This is a genomic window from Pseudonocardia sp. Ae150A_Ps1 (assembly GCF_001932315.1).
GTDB lineage: Bacteria > Actinomycetota > Actinomycetes > Mycobacteriales > Pseudonocardiaceae > Pseudonocardia.
In genome coordinates this window covers 358,192-375,308 of sequence record NZ_MCIJ01000001.1, presented here as the reverse complement: position 1 = coordinate 375,308, position 17,117 = coordinate 358,192, and the positions used below count along the sequence as shown (strand labels likewise).

The 17,117-nt window shown below is 75.4% G+C and carries 11 protein-coding genes and 1 pseudogene; 4 read left to right on the top strand and 8 right to left on the bottom strand.

Annotation, left to right across the window (positions count from 1 at the left end; all coding sequences use genetic code 11):
• Window positions 1-8: 8 nt before the first annotated feature.
• Both Ae150APs1_RS01570 and Ae150APs1_RS01565 read right to left on the bottom strand, forming a co-directional pair.
• A complete protein-coding gene (locus tag Ae150APs1_RS01570) occupies window positions 9-1,775 on the bottom strand; it encodes an ABC-ATPase domain-containing protein (protein WP_075295257.1) in 1,767 nt (588 codons plus the stop codon).
• Between the two features lie 70 nt (window positions 1,776-1,845).
• Window positions 1,846-2,499: a DUF4232 domain-containing protein gene (locus tag Ae150APs1_RS01565; protein ID WP_075301561.1), complete on the bottom strand. Its 654-nt coding sequence runs from the start codon at window positions 2,497-2,499 to the stop codon at window positions 1,846-1,848.
• 168 nt (window positions 2,500-2,667) lie between these two features.
• On the opposite strand from Ae150APs1_RS01565, the gene Ae150APs1_RS01560 reads away from it, so the two are divergent.
• Window positions 2,668-3,735, top strand: coding sequence for a DUF368 domain-containing protein (locus Ae150APs1_RS01560; protein ID WP_075295255.1), 1,068 nt, complete (start codon window positions 2,668-2,670; stop codon window positions 3,733-3,735).
• 19 nt (window positions 3,736-3,754) lie between these two features.
• Here Ae150APs1_RS01560 and Ae150APs1_RS01555 read toward each other — a convergent pair whose 3' ends face one another.
• Window positions 3,755-5,257 carry a CoA transferase gene (locus tag Ae150APs1_RS01555; RefSeq protein WP_075295253.1) on the bottom strand — a complete coding sequence of 501 codons (1,503 nt, stop codon included), beginning with the start codon at window positions 5,255-5,257 and terminating at the stop codon, window positions 3,755-3,757.
• Window positions 5,254-6,999 (bottom strand): annotated as a pseudogene (locus Ae150APs1_RS01550) (acyclic terpene utilization AtuA family protein). The gene Ae150APs1_RS01555 and the pseudogene Ae150APs1_RS01550 overlap by 4 nt, the downstream one beginning before the upstream one ends.
• Before the next feature lie 79 nt (window positions 7,000-7,078).
• On the opposite strand from Ae150APs1_RS01550, the gene Ae150APs1_RS01545 reads away from it, so the two are divergent.
• Window positions 7,079-7,987: a LysR family transcriptional regulator gene (locus tag Ae150APs1_RS01545; protein WP_212567142.1), complete on the top strand. Its 909-nt coding sequence runs from the start codon at window positions 7,079-7,081 to the stop codon at window positions 7,985-7,987.
• Window positions 7,988-8,012: 25 nt separating this feature from the next.
• On the opposite strand, the gene Ae150APs1_RS01540 is transcribed toward Ae150APs1_RS01545, so the two are convergent.
• Both Ae150APs1_RS01540 and Ae150APs1_RS01535 read right to left on the bottom strand, forming a co-directional pair.
• Window positions 8,013-9,395, bottom strand: a complete 1,383-nt coding sequence (locus Ae150APs1_RS01540) for an MFS transporter (protein ID WP_075295249.1) — start codon at window positions 9,393-9,395, stop codon at window positions 8,013-8,015.
• A 144-nt stretch (window positions 9,396-9,539) separates the two neighbouring features.
• Window positions 9,540-10,196 carry a TetR family transcriptional regulator gene (locus Ae150APs1_RS01535; RefSeq protein ID WP_075295247.1) on the bottom strand — a complete coding sequence of 219 codons (657 nt, stop codon included), beginning with the start codon at window positions 10,194-10,196 and terminating at the stop codon, window positions 9,540-9,542.
• Between the two features lie 127 nt (window positions 10,197-10,323).
• On the opposite strand from Ae150APs1_RS01535, the gene Ae150APs1_RS01530 reads away from it, so the two are divergent.
• Together Ae150APs1_RS01530 and Ae150APs1_RS01525 are read left to right on the top strand one after the other, a co-directional pair.
• The gene (locus Ae150APs1_RS01530) at window positions 10,324-11,229 is read left to right on the top strand and encodes a shikimate dehydrogenase (protein WP_075295245.1); all 906 of its coding nucleotides are present in this window, start codon (window positions 10,324-10,326) and stop codon (window positions 11,227-11,229) included.
• Complete coding sequence (locus Ae150APs1_RS01525) at window positions 11,219-13,084, top strand: TIM barrel protein (RefSeq protein ID WP_349289864.1); 1,866 nt, start codon at window positions 11,219-11,221, stop codon at window positions 13,082-13,084. The genes Ae150APs1_RS01530 and Ae150APs1_RS01525 overlap by 11 nt, the downstream gene beginning before the upstream one ends.
• 16 nt (window positions 13,085-13,100) lie before the next feature.
• On the opposite strand, the gene Ae150APs1_RS01520 is transcribed toward Ae150APs1_RS01525, so the two are convergent.
• Window positions 13,101-14,099 carry an LLM class flavin-dependent oxidoreductase gene (locus Ae150APs1_RS01520; protein WP_075295243.1) on the bottom strand — a complete coding sequence of 333 codons (999 nt, stop codon included), beginning with the start codon at window positions 14,097-14,099 and terminating at the stop codon, window positions 13,101-13,103.
• Between the two features lie 57 nt (window positions 14,100-14,156).
• Window positions 14,157-17,033: an aminomethyl-transferring glycine dehydrogenase gene (gene gcvP / locus Ae150APs1_RS01515; RefSeq protein WP_075295241.1), complete on the bottom strand. Its 2,877-nt coding sequence runs from the start codon at window positions 17,031-17,033 to the stop codon at window positions 14,157-14,159.
• Between the last annotated feature and the right edge of the window lie 84 nt (window positions 17,034-17,117).

The following is a 17,117-nucleotide window of genomic DNA, read 5'->3' as shown; positions in this document are numbered from 1 at the left end:
ATTAACAGTCAGTGCTGACCGTTTGTGCGGTGACCCGTGACACGTGCCGCCCGCAGCCGGTTCACCGCGGCCGCGACCTCGTGCCGGCGGGGCACCGCGAAGTCGGACAGCGAGCCGTGCGCGATCACCGCCGCCCCACCGCGTCCCAGGTCGGCCTCCAGCCGGTCCAGCGCCTCGGCCAGGGTGACGCCGTCGAGGTCCAGGTGGGCCAGCGCCAGCCCGACGCCGGTGGTCTGCGACGGGTCGGCCAGCTGGGAGACGGCCGAGAGGTCGATGTCGTCGCCGCCGAAGGTCAGCCGCCCGCGCCCGCGGGCGGTGATCTTGCGGCGCCCGCGCACCTCGGGATCGACACTGCGCGGGTCGAACACCCGCGCGCCGAAGCCGGGGAACTCCGGGTCGCTGCCCTCGGGGGCCAGACCCGCCACGTCGCGGGCCCGGGCGGTGATGTCGGAGACCCGGTAGTCCTGCAGCAGGACCACCGTGTCGGCGCGGTCCAGGTAGTCGCCGGACCCGCCCATGACCAGCACCGTCGACACGCCGTCGCCGCGGTGCAGCGGCCGGACCCGGTCCACGAACGGCACCAGCGGCTCGGCCTCGATCAGCTCCCGCATCCGGGCGTCGCGGATCATGACGTTCGTCGCGGAGGTGTCCTCGTCGATGAGCAGGACGTCCGCACCGGACTCCAGCGCCTCCATCGTCGACGCGGCCTGCGACGTCGAGCCGGACGCCGACTCGGTGGAGAAGTCCGCGGTCGGCTTCCCCGACGGCAGACCCGACACGAACGCACGCACGTCGACCCGCTGCACGGAGCGCTCGTCCTCGGCCCGGACCGACACCGCGTCCCGCCGGGCGACGACGAGCTCCCGGCCGTCGCCGGGGACGTGGTCGTACACCCCGGTCTCCAGCGCCCGCAGCAGGGTCGACTTCCCGTGGTAGCCGCCCCCGACGATCAGCGTGACGCCGGTGGGGACCCCCATGCCCGGCACCGCACCGCAGTTCGGCACGTCGAGGGTGACACGCAGACTCTCCGGGGAGGCGAAGGGCACGCCGTCGCGCAGCGGCCGGTCGTCCACCCCGGACGCCCGCGGCAGCACGGCGGCGTCGGCGACGAACGCGACGAGACCGGCGCCGGGCAGCGCGGCGCGCAGGGCGCAGGAGTCCTCGACTGTCTCGACGAACTCCACGGCCGCGTCACGGTCGGCGTTCGCCCAGGTCAGCGCCTGGTGAACCGCGTCGGGCAGGTCCCCGGTCAGGGTGCGGGCCGCCGCGTGCCCGGCGATCCGGCGGCCGTGCCCGGGGAACGGTGCGCCGAGCTCGACGGTCACCGATCCGTCCCCGTCCCCGTCGCCGGTCCCGCCGCGGCCGATCCGGATCGCGCTGCGGTCGAGGACCTCCTGCCCGCCGGCGTCGACGGTCACCGGGGTGCCGCGCAGCGCGCTGCGCAGCGCCCGCAGCAGGAAGCCGCCGAGCGCGCGGGCACGCTCCGGGGTGCGGTGGAGATCGCCGGGCAGGTTGGCCGTCGTGGCCGGCACGGTCACCCGCAGCCGCGACGGCGGCGCGAACGGGTCGGACTGGACCTTGCGGATCTCCAGCTCGAACCCGTCCATGCTCCAGCGGCCGGCCAGGCCCTTGTAGGCGCCGTAGCTCGCACCGTCGAGACCGTGCAGCCGCGAGGCGAGCTCGTGGCCGTCGCCCTGGATCCCCCGTGGCGCGGGGCCGGTACGGCGCGGGCCCCCGGATCGGGAGCCGGGTCGGGAACGGTGCGGGCGGGTCATGCAGATCCTCTCCGGACGGTCGCGGCGGGCGTTCCAGGGTAGGTACCCGCCGCGCCGCGACCGAACCGGATCACTGCGGCCCGAACGCCTCCACGGCCAGCTGGTCGCCGGGGGGCCGCCCGGAGCAGCCGGTCCCGTCCTGGGCGACGAACAGCGAGTCCGTCTCCCCCGGCGGGTAGACCCGGAAGCCACGGGTCAGGACCGGGGCGCAGTCGGCCGGGTCGAAATTGTGCGCGTTCACCATCCGCACCCGTGCACCCGCCGACGCTCCGGGCGCGAGCTGCACCGGATCGCCGTGCCCGCCCTGCATCGCGGCGGCCGGACCCACCTGGGCCCCGTCGTCACCGCCCACGTAGGACAGGCCGGGGAACCCGCGCACGACGCACGTCCGGCCGCCGTCGTTGCGCAGCACGAGGGTCGCGTAGGTCGACCCGGCCGCGCCGCCTGCGGGATCGGCGACCAGCGAGCCTCCCAGCTCCGAGGTGTGGCAGCGCTCGGCGCCCTCGGCGACCGGCCCCCCTGCGGGATCGGCCCCGCCGGGCACGTCGGAGCCGTTCGCGACCGGTTCCTCCGGCAGCTCCGCGGCGGCCGGTGCGGCCACCGCGGCCTCGTCCTGCCCCCGGTCCGGCCCCGCCGCGCCCGGCCGGCCCGAGCCCGCCCCGCACCCGGCGAGGAGCGCACCGCAGGCGACCACCGCTGCCGTCCAGCCCGCACGCCGGCCCACGGCACCGCTCCGGCCCCGTCCGTCACGCCTGTCGTCCATGTCAGTCCCCCCGATCGTCATGGTCCGTACACCCCTCTTGACGTTCCACCGTGCAACGGGTTGCCCCGCACGACGCACCGGACGGGTCGATCCGTACGATTCGTCTCCGTGTTGTCGCGTATGTCCGGAATGAATCTCGCTCGCGGAGCGGCGATCGGCGGCGTCGAGACCATCCCGGGCGTCAGCGGCGGGACCATGGCGCTGGTCGTCGGGATCTACGAGCGGCTGATCACGCAGGCCGGGCACCTCGTCGGTGCGGCGCGCGCCGTCGTCCGCCCCGGCACCGGCGGGCAGGGGCGCGCGGCTCGGGCCGGCACCGAGCTCCGGCGGCTCGACTGGGGTCTGCTCCTCCCGGTCGCGGCCGGCATGGTGCTCGCCGTGGTGCTGGCGTCGCAGGTGCCGCCCGGCCTGATCGAGGCGCACCCGGTCGGGTCCCGCGCGGTGTTCCTCGGGATGGTCGCGGCCTCGGTCGCCGTCCCGCTGCGGATCACCGGCATGCTGCGCGGCGTCCGGGAGTGGGCACTCGTCGTCACCGGGTTCGTCGTGACGTTCCTGGTCAGCGGGCTGCCCCCGGCGGCCGGCGACGGACGGCCGCCGTACCCGTTGATCGCGCTCGCCGCCGCGGTGGCGATCTGCGCGCTGGTGCTGCCGGGCTTCTCCGGGTCGTTCCTGCTGCTGGTGTTCGGCCTCTACGAGCCGACGCTGCGCGCGGTGCGCGACCTCGACATCGCCTACATCGCCGTGTTCGGGCTCGGCGCGGTGCTCGGCCTCGCCTCGTTCGTGTCACTGCTGCAGTGGCTACTGGAACACCACCGCCGGACCATCATGGTGGTCATGACCGGGGTGCTGCTGGGCGCGCTCCGGGCGCTGTGGCCCTGGCAGGACGACGCCCGGGGCCTGCTCGCACCCGACCCCGGCTGGTACGCGATGCTGGTCCCGGCGCTGCTCGGCGCCGCGCTCGTCGTCGGGATCATGTTCCTGGAGCGGCGGCTCGAGCCCGCGGCCGCACGCGTCGGCGAGCCGGACCCGGCGCCCGGTGCGGGGGCGGAGAGCGAGACCCGGCGCCTCGCCCCGGTCCCGCCCGCCGACTCCGACGCCGGCTCCGACGCCGATGTCACGCGCCCGCTCCCGCGGATCACCCCCGACGGGCCCGGGCGGCCCCCGGCGGGACCGCCGGACGGCCCCGGACGCGGCTGAGCACACCCGGGGCGCCCGGTCAGCGCGGCAGCCACTCCGGGCGGCCCGACCCGCGGGGCACCAGCACCGTCCGGTACTCCCCGGGAGTCGCCGACATCCGCACCTGGTCGGTGACGCCCCGGTAGAGGCCGAGCGGGGTGTCGGCGGTGAAGGTCTCCGGGTCGAGGTAGGCGTGGTCGGCGCCGGTACCGGCGACCTCGCGGGCGTAGCCCAGGTCGACCACGCCCAGTTCCAGCATCCACAGCGCGGCCCGCACCAGCGAGACCTCGACGGCCCAGGAGCCGCCCTCGACGGCGCGCCGGCGCAGGGCCGCGGTGATCCCGGCGGCGGTCAGCCAGGACACGACGTAGTCGTTGACCACCAGGATCGGGAACAGCCGGGGCGGCACGAAGCCGTCGTCGGTGGAGCCGCCCTCCAGCGTCATCATCCCGACGAGCGTCCCGGCGGTCTGGTCGAACCCGACCCGGTCGGCCCACGGCCCCACCGGGCCGTGCAGCGTGTTCGTGGCGTGCACGATGCCCGGCCGGACTGCGGCGGCCTCCTCGGCCGACAGCCCGACCGAGCCGAGGAACCCGGGCCGGCGGTTGGCGTAGAAGACGTCGGCCCCACCGAGGAGCCCGCGCAGCAGCGCGTTCCCGTCCTCCGCACGGGGGTCCACGGTCGCCGACCGGACGCCGACGTTCGCGCTCACGTACGTCGTGTCGGGTTCGTACTCCCCCGGCCGCCACACGTTCAGCACGTCCGCGCCGTGCAGGGCCAGCGCCCGCCCGGTGCCGGCTCCGGCGATCACGTGGCCCATGCCGAGCGCACGCAGCCCGTCGAGCGGGAGGTCCGGCCGCCTCCGCTCCGGGAAGGGTTCCGGCGGCGCGTCGCCGATCCGGCGCAGCGTGATCGGGGGCGTGCCCTCCAGCGCGGCGTGCTGCGCGGTGGCCAGCCACTCGCCGGGCGTCCGGGCCACCGGCATGACGATGCCCGCCTCGCCCGCCGCGTCCTCCAGGTCGGTGGCGTCCCACCGGGCGATCGCGGCGGCGACCGCCTCGGGCGTCTCGGGGACGCCGAGGAACCGCTCCCCCGCGTAGCGCAGCGCGGGGTACGGGTTCAGCGGCATCACCCAGCGGCCGTCCCGGGTGCGGTGGAAGGAGAACCCGAGCGCCTGCGACGTGGACGCCGCGTTGGCCGCCGGGAAGCCGTTCACCAGCTCCCAGCGACGGTCGTAGAACGGGCACAGCCGGTGCGGGGCGCTGCGCAGGTCGGCGGTCACGTCCTGGCCCTCGCCGCCGCGGTCGCGGTGCACCGCCGCCATCCCGACCGACTTCGCGGCGAGCGCGACCGCGGCGCCGCCGCCGAGCCGCAGCGCGCTGGGCACGACCGGGTCGGCGCCGAGGAAGCGGACCCGGCCACCGGCGTCGGCGGCGGAGAGCCCGACACAGCCGAGCAGCTCCTCCAGCGCGACCCCCGGGTCGAACGCGTCCCCGGTGGCCGGTGTGGCGACGTTCTTCCCGATCCGCTCCGCGATGCTCACCGGGGCCCTCCCACGTGCCTGGACCGCAGGTACTCACCCACGGACTTCCCGATCTGGTCCACCCGCATGTTCGCCGATCCGCCGGACCCCAGCAGCCCGGTGAACACCAGGTGCACCGCACGCAGGTGCGGGAACTCGTGCCGGACGATCGCACCCCGCGCCTCGGGCAGCAGCTCCGCCGCCTTCGCGGTGGTCAGCGTGGCGCGCAGCCACTCCCAGTGCGCGGGGTCCGGCGCCCAGACGCCGACGTTGGCGTTGCCGCCCTTGTCCCCGGCCCGGGCGTGGGTGAAGGCGCCGAGCTCCACCGGGTCACCGGCGGGCACCGGGAGGTCCGGTTCCGGGTGCACCGGCTGGGCCAGCTCGTCCGGGGTGGCGGTGCGCGACGAGCGCGGCACCTCGATCCGCGCCCCGTCCTCCCCGACGGCGTGGTGGTCGAGCAGCGCCGACTCCAGCAGCGCGGGCCAGTACTCGATCCGCGGCCACGGCTCCGACGCGCGCGGGGCGTGGCCGTCGTGGTGGAAGCCGGGGAAACCCTGCAGGTACAGCGACCCGACGGCCGGGGCGAAGCGCCGCAGCGGCTCCTTGTGCCGGGCCGTGGCCATCACCCGGATCGGGACGGTCGCCGCCCACTGGTCCGCCGGGTCCACCGCGGCGACGCCGAGCGGGGTGACGTCGAGCCGGTCGACGTGCCCCTCGAGCTGGGCGCGGAGCTGGGCCCGCAGCAGCTCGACCTTCCCCTCGACGTCGGGGGCGGTGCAGAACAGCATCGTGGAGATCTCGTAGCCGATCGGGGCGAACACCGCGACCTTCGCCGTGGGCGGCGGCGGTGACCCCGTCACGGGGCCGATCGCGACCCGGTCGGGCGCCTCCTGGGTGAGGCGGACCGTGTCCAGGTGCACGGTGACGTCCGGGTTCAGGTAACGCGGACCCTGGATCTCGTAGAGCAGCTGCGCGGTGACGGTGTCGACGGTGACGGTGCCGCCGTCGGCGGCGTGCTTGGTGATCACCGAGGAGCCGTCGGCGGCGATCTCGGCGATCGGGAAGCCCGGCTTCACCATGCCCGGCACGGCGCGGAAGCCGGAGAAGTTGCCGCCGGTGGCGTGCGCGCCGCACTCGATCACGTGCCCGGCGGTGACGGCGCCGGCCAGCGCGTCGTGGTCGTCGGGGGTCCAGCCGTGCCACCAGGCGGCCGGGCCCGCGGTCAGCGAGGCGTCGGTGACCCGCCCGGTGACGACGACGTCGGCGCCCGCGGCCAGCGCGCCGGCGATGCCGAACCCGCCGAGGTAGGCGTTGGCGGTGATCGGCTCGAACCCCCAGTCCTTGAGCGGGGCGCCGGTGTCGAGGTGCTCCATGCCGTGGCCGTCGGCGTGGAAGTCGGCCAGCCGGTCGAACACCCCGTCACCGGCGACGTGCGCGACCCGCAGGTCCAGGCCGGCGTCGGCGATCCGGCGCCGCAGCTCGGCGGCCATCCCCGCCGGGTCGAACCCGCCCGCGTTGGTGACGACCCGGATGCCGCGCCGGTCGATCTCACCGAGGTGCGGGGTGAGCTGGTCGAGGGCTTAGGCGACGTAGCCCGGCTTCCCCCGCCCGGCCGCCGCGGCGAGAGCGGCGAGGGTGATCTCGGCGAGGTAGTCGCCCATGAGGACGTCGACGGGGTCACCCGCCATCGCCTCGTCGACGGCGGTGAACCGGTCGCCCAGGTAGCCCGAGACGTTGCCGATCCGCAGTGATCGTGTGGCCATACCGGTCACGCTAGGGGTGCGGCGTGCCCGTGACCACGACCGATGCGCACACGACGGCGTGACCCCTAGGGTCATGCGGGTGGAGCTGTTCCACCTGCACTACTTCCTCGCCGTCGCCGACGAGCTGAACCTGACGCGGGCCGCGGCGCGGCTGCACCTGGCCGCGTCACCGCTGTCGCGGCGGATCCGGGACCTGGAGCGGGATCTCGGCACGCCGCTGTTCGTCCGGTCCTCGCGCGGCATGGCGCTGACCGCTGCGGGGAGGGCCCTGCTGCCCCGCGCGCGGGAGATCGTGCGACGGGTGGAGTCGCTCCCCGGCGAGCTCGCGGCCGCCGACGGCCATCCGGTCGCCGCGGTCGGGATCGCACCGGACGTGTCCGCGGCGGTCCGCGACGGCTTCATGGAGCGGGTCCGGGCCGCCCATCCCGAGCTGGCCGTGCGGATCCGGCCCGGCGCGAGCGCGGAGCTGGCGCGGTCGGTGGGCCGCGGCGACCTCGACCTGGCGTTCGTGCACGGCCGCTACGACGACGACCCGCAGCTCGCGCAGCGGCGGGTGGACAGCCGGCCCGCGGGCGTCGCCGTCGGGCACGGGCTGGGGTTCGACGACCGCACCGGGATCCGGCTCGACGAGCTGACCGATCTGCCCTACGTCTCGATCCGCTACGACGCGGCGCCGTCGGTCTACCGGGCGACCGGCGAGCTGCTGGCCCGGCACGGGGTGCACGGCCGCATCGAGCTGGACACGCACAACCCCGGGGACCTGACCCACGTCGTCGCAGCGGGGCAGGCGTTCACGCTGGTCGGGCTCGGGTCGGGGGCCACGCACAAGGCGTTCGTCGGGGAGCCGGTGCACGTGCTGCCGGTCCTCGGGGCCGACGTCCGGATCGGCACCGAGGCGGTGTGGCGGACCGACCGCGCCGCCGACGACGACGTCGTCCGGCTGCTCGTGGCCGCCGCCCCCGGTCCCGGGGACGGCGGCCCGGCCTGACACAACGGCCACCGGGCCGGCACCGTCAGAGGCGGGCGGGCTCCCGCTCGCCGCCGCCCTGGGCCGCCTCGATCTCGGTCAGGCTCAGCTGCGCGGTCTCCCGGGCCGACCAGGCCGCACCCGCGGCCAGCAGGCAGATCACCCCGCCGAAGACGGCGACGGGCACCCAGCCCGAACCCGAGTCACCGGCCAGTGCGGTGGCGATGGTCGGGGCGAACCCGCCGAGCGCGAAGCCGATCTGGGTGCCCACCGCGGTGCCGGTGAGCCGCACCTTCGCCGGGAACATCTCGCCGTAGAAGGCGGGCCAGACACCGTTCGCGGCGCTGTAGACCACACCGGAGAGCAGGATGCCGGTGACGAAGACGAGCCCCAGGTCGCCGGTCGAGACGGCCCACAGGTACGCGGCCAGCATCACCGCGCTGCCCAGCGCACCACCGATGAACACCGGGCGGCGGCCGATCCGGTCGGCGAGCGTGGCGAACAGCGGGATCGCGGCCAGCGCGACGATGTTGGCGGAGACGACCACCCACAGCATCGTGGAGCGCTCCAGGCCGACGGTGTTCACGGCGAACGACAGCGCGAACACCGTCATGAGCGTGCTGACCGACGCGACGGTCGCGGCCAGCGACACCCGCAGCAGGTTCGGCCAGTGCCCGCGCAGCAGCGCGGCGATCGGCAGCTGGTCCTTCGCCGACGGTGCCGGGGCCCCGTCCGCGGTGGTGCCCGCGCCCTCCCGGATCTCCCGCTCGAACACCGGTGTCTCGTGCAGCGTGCGCCGGATCAGGACACCGGCGACCAGCACGAGCACGCTCGCCCAGAACGGCACCCGCCAGCCCCAGCTCAGCAGGGCCTCCTCGGGCAGGAGCGCGACCGGCAGGAACACCGCGGTGGCCAGGATCTGGCCGCCCTGGGTGCCGGACAGGGTGAAGCTGGTGAAGAACGCCCGCCGGTCCTGCGGCGAGTGCTCCAGCGTCATCGAGTTCGCGCCGGCCTGCTCACCGCCCGCGGACAGGCCCTGCAGCAGCCGGCAGACGACGAGCAGGACCGGCGCGAGCGCCCCGATCTGCCCGTACGAGGGCAGCAGGCCGATCGCCAGCGTGGCGATGCCCATCATCAGCAGCGTCGCGACCAGCACCTTCTTGCGGCCGAGCCGGTCACCGATGTGGCCGAACAGCACCGCGCCGAGCGGGCGGGCGACGTAGGCGACGCCGAAGGTGGCCAGTGACAGCAGGGTGCCGGCGACCGCGCTGGTCTCCGGGAAGAACACCTTGTTGAACACCAGCGCCGCGGCCGTGCCGTAGATGAAGAAGTCGTAGTACTCGAGGGCGCTGCCGGTCCAGGCGGCGAGCGCGGCCCGCCTCGGCTGGGCGGTCGGCGCCAGGGTGGGGTCGGACGGACTGGGGCTCACGGGTCTCTCCCGGCGTGTGCGTCGTTGCAGGCACGTAGCAGGCACGGTGGCGCAGGCGGCAGGCCGCGCTTATGTACCGTCTGGTTACGTACCGGATAGTGAGTTGTCCGGCGGTGGCGTGTCAAGCCCCGGGGTCCGGCCCGTTCAGTCCCGGCCGACGTTCGCGGTCAGGTACGCGACGACGACGTCGCCCACCATCCGGCGGTAGTGCTCGCGCCGCCCGGGTTCCAGCAGGTCCCGGCCGAAGATCGCGGAGAAGGTGTGCCGGTTCGCCACCCGGAACACGCAGAACGAGCTGACCAGGACGTGCACGTCGAGGGCGTCGACGTCGTCGCGGAACAGCCCGACCGCCCGGCCCCGCTCGAGGATGCCGCCGAGCACGTCGACGGCGGGGTCGGCCAGCCCGGAGAGCACCGGGGAGGTCCGCAGGTGCTCGGCGTGGTGGATGTTCTCGATCGCGACGAGGCGGATGAAGTCCGGGTGCGCCTCGTGGTGGTCGAAGGTCAGCTCGGCGACCGCGCGCACGGCCTTCGCCGGCGGCAGGTCGTCCACCTCGAGACCCCGTTCCAGCGCCCGGATCCCGACGTAGGCCCGCTCGAGGACCGCCAGGTAGAGGCCCTGCTTCGAGCCGAAGTAGTAGTAGAGCATCCGCTTGGTGGTGCGGGTCCGGGCGGCGATCACGTCGACCCGGGCACCGGCCAGGCCGGCCCGCGCGAACTCCGCGGTCGCCTCGTCGAGGATCTCGGTGCGGGTCCGCTCGGCGTCGCGCTGCCGCACGCCCTCCTCCGGTGCCGCGGCCACCGCCCACCTCCACTCGTCCCGGCTCCGTCGTCGGGCCGGACTCTACGGACCGCGCCGGGCCGGGACTGGCCGACGCGCGCACCGTCCGGTACAACTAACCGTACGGTACATAAGTCGAGGAGGACGTGTGCAGAGCAGCCAGACCGCCACCGGGACCGTCCGGACCGGGTTGATCGGCGCCGGGATCGGACCGTCGCTGTCCCCGGCGCTGCACGAGCGGGAGGCTGCCGCACTCGGCGTGCCCCTGCGCTACCGGCGCTGGGACCTCGGCGCGCTCGGTGCCGCGCCGTCCGACGTCGGCGAGCTGCTCCACCGGGCCCGCGCCGAGGGCTACGCCGGTGTCAACATCACCCACCCCTGCAAGCAGGAGGTGATCCGGCACCTCGACACCCTGTCCCCCGACGCGGCGGCGATCGGCGCGGTGAACACCGTCGTCGTCGGCACCGACGGCTCCCTGAGCGGGCACAACACCGACTGGACCGGATTCCGCGACGGCCTGCGCGACGGGCTCCCCGGCGCCGGGGCCGGACGCGTCGTGCTGCTCGGTGCGGGCGGCGCCGGGGCGGCCGCCGGGTACGCGCTCGCCCGGGAGGGCGTCCGCGAGCTGCACGTCGTCGACGTCGACGCCGACCGGGCGGCCGGCCTCGCCCGGCTGCTCGCCCCGCACCTCCGCGACGGCGCCACCGCGACCGGGCACCCGCGGGCCGAGCTGGACGGGCTCCTCCCCGGCGCCGACGGCCTGGTGCACGCGACACCGGTCGGGATGGCCGACCACCCCGGCCTGCCGTGCGACGCCGCGCTGCTCGCCGGGCGCCCGTGGGTCGCCGAGATCGTCTACCGGCCGCTGGACACCGAGCTGCTGCGCACCGCCCGTGCGGCGGGCTGCCGCACCGTCGACGGCGGCCGGATGGCCGTGCACCAGGCGGCCGAGGCGTTCCGGCTGTTCACCGGGCACGCGCCGGACCCGGCGCGGATGCTGGAGCACCTGGCCGAGCTCGTCACCGCCGAGCAGGAGGCCGAGCGTGTCGCCTGAGGTCCCCCGGCTCGCGCTGGCCACCGTGTGCCTGTCCGGCACCCTGGAGGACAAGCTCGCCGCCGCCGCGACCGCCGGGTTCGACGGCGTGGAGATCTTCGCCCCGGACCTGGTCGCCGACCCGCTGCCGCCCGCCGCGATCGGCGAGCGCTGCCGCGACCTGGGCCTCTCGGTCGACCTCTACCAGCCGCTGCGCGACATCGACTCCACCGCCCCGGACCGGTTCGCCGCCAACCTGCGCCGGGCCGAGGCCACCTTCGACGTGATGGCCGGCCTCGGCGCCGACACGGTGCTCGTCTGCTCCTCGGTCGCTCCGGACGCCGTCGCCGGCACCGACCGGCTCGCCGGACAGCTGCACACCCTCGCCGGCCGCGCCCAGGACCGCGGCATCCGGATCGCCTACGAGGCCCTGGCGTGGGGCCGCCACGTCGACACCTGGGACGCCTCCTGGGCCGCCGTGGCCGCCGCCGACCACCCCGCACTCGGACTGTGCCTGGACTCCTTCCACGTCCTGGCCCGCGGCTCCGATCCCGCCCCGATCGCCGGCGTCCCCGGCGACAAGCTGTTCTTCCTCCAGCTCGCCGACGCCCGCGAGCTCTCGATGGACGTGCTGTCCTGGAGCCGCCACCACCGTCTGTTCCCCGGCCAGGGCGGCTTCGACCTGCCCGCCTTCCTCGCACCCGTCCTGGCCGCGGGCTACAGCGGCCCGCTGTCGCTGGAGGTGTTCAACGACGTCTTCCGCCAGGCCGACCCCGTCCGCACCGCCGTCGACGCCCGCCGCTCCCTGATCGCGCTGGCCGAGGCCACCGCCCACCACGGCACCGGCGGCACCGGCGGCACCGGCACCGACCCGGTCGCCACACCCGCACCACGGCTCGGCGGGCCGGCGTTCGTCGAGCTCGCCGCCGGACCCGAGCTGGGCCGCGTGCTGCGCGCCCTCGGGTTCAGCCGCACCGGGGTCCACCGCACCAAACAGGTCGAGCGCTACCGGCAGGGCGACGCCACACTGCTGGTCAACGCCGCCGGCCCGCACCCCGGCACCGGCAGCGCCGTCGCCGCGATCGCCCTCGACTCGGCCGACCCCACCGCCTCGGCCCGCCGCGCCGCCCGGCTCTGCGCCCCCCGCTGCCCCGGGCCACCGGCCCCGGCGAGGCCGATCTCGCCGAGATCTCCGCGCCCGACGGCACCTCGGTGTTCCTCTGCCGCACCGACTCGCCCACCAGCTGGGCCCACGACTTCGTCACCGTCGACGAGCCCCCGGTGCCCGGCACCGGCATCCACGCGATCGACCACATCGGACGGACCCAGCCCTACGACGCGTTCGACGAGGCCGTGCTGTTCCACCGCATCGTCCTCGGACTCGGCGCCGTCGCCGACGGCGAGTACGCCGCCCCGTTCGGCCTGGTCCGCAGCCGCGCCCTGGCCGACGACGCCCGCCGCGTCCGGATCGCGCTCACCGTGTCCCTGCTGCGCCGCGGCGAGTGGGGTCCCGGCGTCGCCGACCCCCAGTACGTCGCCCTCGCCTGCGACGACGTCCTCGCCACCGCGGCCGCCGCCCGCGCCGCCGGGGTCCCGCTGCTGCCCGTACCGGGCAACTACCACGACGATCTCGCTGCCCGCCTCGACCTGCCCGGACCCACGATCGCCGCCTACCGCGACCTCGGTGTCCTCCACGAACGCGACTCCGGCGGCGACTACCTGCAGGTCTGCACCGAGCTGCTCGGCGGACGCCTGTTCATCGCCCTCGTCCAGCGCACCGGCACCCACGACGGCCACGGCTGGACCGACGCCCCCGTCCGTCCGGATGGCCGCCCACCGCCGCTCCCGGCTCGCCCGGACGGCCGCCCCGTCCTGAGCCGGGGCCGGTGCGGTCACCGGCCGTCGTCGTCGAGGTGCGGGAGCACCTGCTCGGTGAACAGGCGCAGCGTCTCCCACCCGCGGTCGACCGGGATCCCGCCGCACAGCGGGTGCAGGACGACGGCCGCCCCGTCACCCTGCTCCCGGCAGTGCCGTACGAGCTGCTCCGGGGCCAGTACCTGGTAGATCCCCTCGGCGCGCAGCTCGGCGACCGTCCCCGCACCGGACGCGACCCCGGACCGGACGCCCGCCGTCTGCCAGGACCGGTAGCGCGTGGCCTCGTGCAGCAGGTGGGGACCGAGCTCGTCCCATCCCCGCTCGGGGTCCTCGGCGAGCACCACCATCGCGGTGTCCGCGGGTGGCATCACGACCGCACCGCGGGTACCGGCCTCGGCGCAGCGTGCCTCGTAGTACTCCGCCAGCCCGGGGAGCCGGTCGGGCAGCACCATCGGCAGGCCGAGTCGGGCCGCGCGGCGTGCGGCGGGCCTGCTGCTCCCCCCGACCGACACCATCTGCGCCGCGGGCGTGCGCGGGACCGGGCTGGCGACGACCCGGCGGCCGTCGTGCTCGACCGGCTCGCCCGACCACACGGCCAGCAGGGTCTCGAGGGCGCAGTCCATGGCCGCCCCGCGGGTGTCCCACCGGACACCGGCGGCGGCGTACTCCTCGGGGCGGTAGCCCAGCCCCACCGTCACCGCGAGCCGCCCGCCGCCGAGCAGGTCGAGCACGGCCAGCTGCTCGGCGATCCGCACGGGGTCGTGCAGCGGCAGCAGCAGCGCCTGCACCGACACCCGCAGCTGGCGGGTCGCACCGAGCACGGCACCGGCGACGGTCAGTGGAGCCGGCAGCCAGCCGTCGTCGCTGAGGTGGTGCTCCTCCAGCGACACCGCATCGACGCCGTGCCGGTCGGCGTACGCCGCCATCTCGACACCGGCCCGGTAACGCTCGGACAGCGCATCCGGGTCGGCACCGGGGAGGACGAAGTTGAACCGCAGGACCGATCGGGGACGCACCCGATCACCCTCCCGCGTCCGGGCCCCGGCCGCGCGGCGGCCGGGGCCCGGAGCGGATCAGGCGAACGCCTCCGGCGGCGGGCAGGAGCAGACCAGGTTGCGGTCGCCGTGCGCGCCGTCGATCCGGCGGACCGGCGGCCACACCTTCCGGTCGTGCACGCCCGGTGTCTGGCCGGCCGGGTACGCGGCGAGCTCCCGCGGGTAGGGGTGGTCCCACTTGTCGTCGGCGAGGCAGGCCGCGGTGTGCGGGGCGTTGCGCAGCGGGTTGTCGTCGGCGGGCCACTCCCCGGCCGCGACCCGGTCGATCTCGCCCTTGATCGAGATCATCGCCTGCACGAACCGCTCGATCTCCGGCAGGTCCTCGGACTCGGTGGGCTCGACCATCAGCGTCCCGGCGACCGGGAAGGACATGGTCGGGGCGTGGATGCCGTGGTCGATCAGGCGCTTGGCGACGTCGTCGACCGTCACGCCGGTGTCCTTGGTGATCGTCCGCAGGTCGAGGATGCACTCGTGGGCGACCGCGCCGTCGGTCCCCGAGTACAGCACCGGGTAGTGCTCCGCCAGCCGCTTCGCGACGTAGTTCGCGGCCGCGACGGCGGTCAGCGTGGCCCGGCGCAGCCCGTCGAGACCCATCATCCGCAGGTAGGCCCAGGAGATCGGCAGGACGCCCGGGCTGCCGTAGCGCGCCGCGGAGACCGGCCCGACCTCGCCGCGACCCGGCAGGAACGGGACCAGGTGCTCGGCCACCGCGACCGGCCCGACACCCGGACCGCCGCCGCCGTGCGGGATGCAGAACGTCTTGTGCAGGTTCAGGTGGCTGACGTCGCCGCCGAAGGCGCCCGGCCGGGCCACCCCGACCAGCGCGTTGAGGTTCGCGCCGTCGACGTAGACCTGGCCGCCTGCGTCGTGCACGGCGCCGCAGACGTCGCGCACCTGCGCCTCGTAGACCCCGTGCGTCGACGGGTAAGTGATCATCAGTGCGGCCAGCCGGTCGCCGTGCTCGGCGATCTTCGACCGCAGGTCGGCGAGGTCGACGTCGCCCTGCGCGTCGGTCCCGACGACGACCACCCGCATGCCGGCCATGATCGCCGAGGCGGCGTTGGTGCCGTGCGCGGACGCCGGGATCAGGCAGACGTCACGCTCGCCGTCCCCCCGCGACCGGTGGTAGGCGGCGATCGCGAGGAGCCCGGCGAGCTCACCCTGGCTGCCCGCGTTCGGCTGCAGGGAGACGGCGGCGTACCCGGTCAGGTCGGCCAGCCACCCCTCGAGCTGCGTGATCATCTCCCGGGACCCGGCGGTGTCGGCCTCCGGTGCGAACGGGTGCAGGTCCGAGAACTGCGGCCAGGTCACCGCCTCCATCTCGGCGGCGGCGTTGAGCTTCATCGTGCACGAGCCGAGCGGGATCATCGCGCGGTCGAGCGCCAGGTCGGCGTCGGCGAGGCGGCGCAGCCACCGCATCAGCGCGGTCTCCGACCGGAACTCGTGGAACGTCCGGTGCGTCAGGTACTCGCTGGTCCGCACCAGCTCGCCGGGCACGGCGTCGGCCGTGGCCGCGTCCAGGGCCGCGACGTCGCCGACGGTCACCCCGAACGCCTCCCACACCGCCTGCAGGTGGGCGACGGTGGTGATCTCCGAGGTGGACACACCCACCTCGTCGTCGGAGACCTGCCGGAGCGCGATGCCGGCGTCGTGCGCGGCGCCGACGACGGCCGTCGCCCGCCCGGGCACCCGGGCCAGCAGCGTGTCGAAGAAGGCGTCGTGCACGATCTCCACGCCACCCTCGCGCAGCCCGCCGGCCAGCACCGCGGCCATCCGGTGCGTGCGGGTCGCGATCGACCGGAGCCCCTCGGGGCCGTGGTACACGCCGTAGCAGGCCGCCATCACCGCCAGCAGGACCTGCGCGGTGCAGATGTTCGACGTCGCCTTCTCACGGCGGATGTGCTGCTCACGGGTCTGCAGGGCGAGGCGCAGCGCGTAGTTGCCGTCGGCGTCCCGGGACACGCCCACCAGGCGCCCCGGCAGCTGGCGCGCGTGCTTCTGCCCGACCGACAGGTACGCGGCGTGCGGCCCGCCGAACCCGAGCGGGACACCGAAGCGCTGGGTGGACCCGACCGCGGCGTCCGCCCCGAACTCGCCGGGCGGGGTGAGCAGCGTCAGCGAGAGCAGGTCCGACGCGACGGCGACCAGCGCGCCCCGCTCGTGCGCCTCGGCGACCAGCGCGGACGGGTCCGCGACCCGCCCGGACGCCCCGGGGTACGACAGCAGCGCACCGAAGAACTCACCGTCGGGCAGGCCGCCGGTCAGGTCGGTGACGACGAGCTCGATGCCCAGCGGCTCGGCACGGGTGCGGAGCACGTCGAGGGTCTGCGGGAGGGTGTCGGCGTCGACGACGAACCGCGGGCTCTTCGAGCGCCCGGCGCGCCGCAGCAGGGTCATCGCCTCGGCCGCCGCGGTCGCCTCGTCGAGCAACGACGCCCCGGCGACCGGCAGGCCGGTCAGGTCGGACACCATCGTCTGGAACGCCAGCAGCGCCTCCAGCCGGCCCTGGCTGATCTCCGGCTGGTACGGCGTGTAGGCGGTGTACCAGGCGGGATTCTCCAGCACGTTCCGGCGGATCACCGACGGCGTGCGGGTCCCGTGGTAGCCGAGCCCGATCATCGGGACGGTGACCGTGTTCCGGTCGGCCAGCTCCCGCAGCTCGGCGAGCATCCCGGCCTCGTTCTCCGGGGCCGGCAGCGAGGCGCCGACCGGCTCGGGGTCACGGATCGCGTCGGGCAGGGCCCGGCCGGCGAGAGCGTCGAGGGAGTCGACGCCGAGTGCCTCGAGCATCCGCGCCAGCTCGTCGGGGCGCGGGCCGATGTGGCGCTCGGCGAACGGCAACCCGTGCTCGAGCTCGGCGAGGGTCGGGCGGTCCTGCTGCGGGGTCGGGCTCACGGCGCCTCCGGGGTACTACTCGGTCAGGCCGGGGACAGGGCGGTCACGCCCCTCCCCCTCTGTCCGTACCCGCGGTGGCGGGCG

Coding starts and splice junctions, on each gene's coding strand:
- Ae150APs1_RS01570 (WP_075295257.1), bottom strand. CDS start 1,775: ATGACCCGCCCGCACCGTTCCCGACCCGGCTCCCGATCCGGGGGCCCG.
- Ae150APs1_RS01560 (WP_075295255.1), top strand. CDS start 2,668: ATGAATCTCGCTCGCGGAGCGGCGATCGGCGGCGTCGAGACCATCCCG.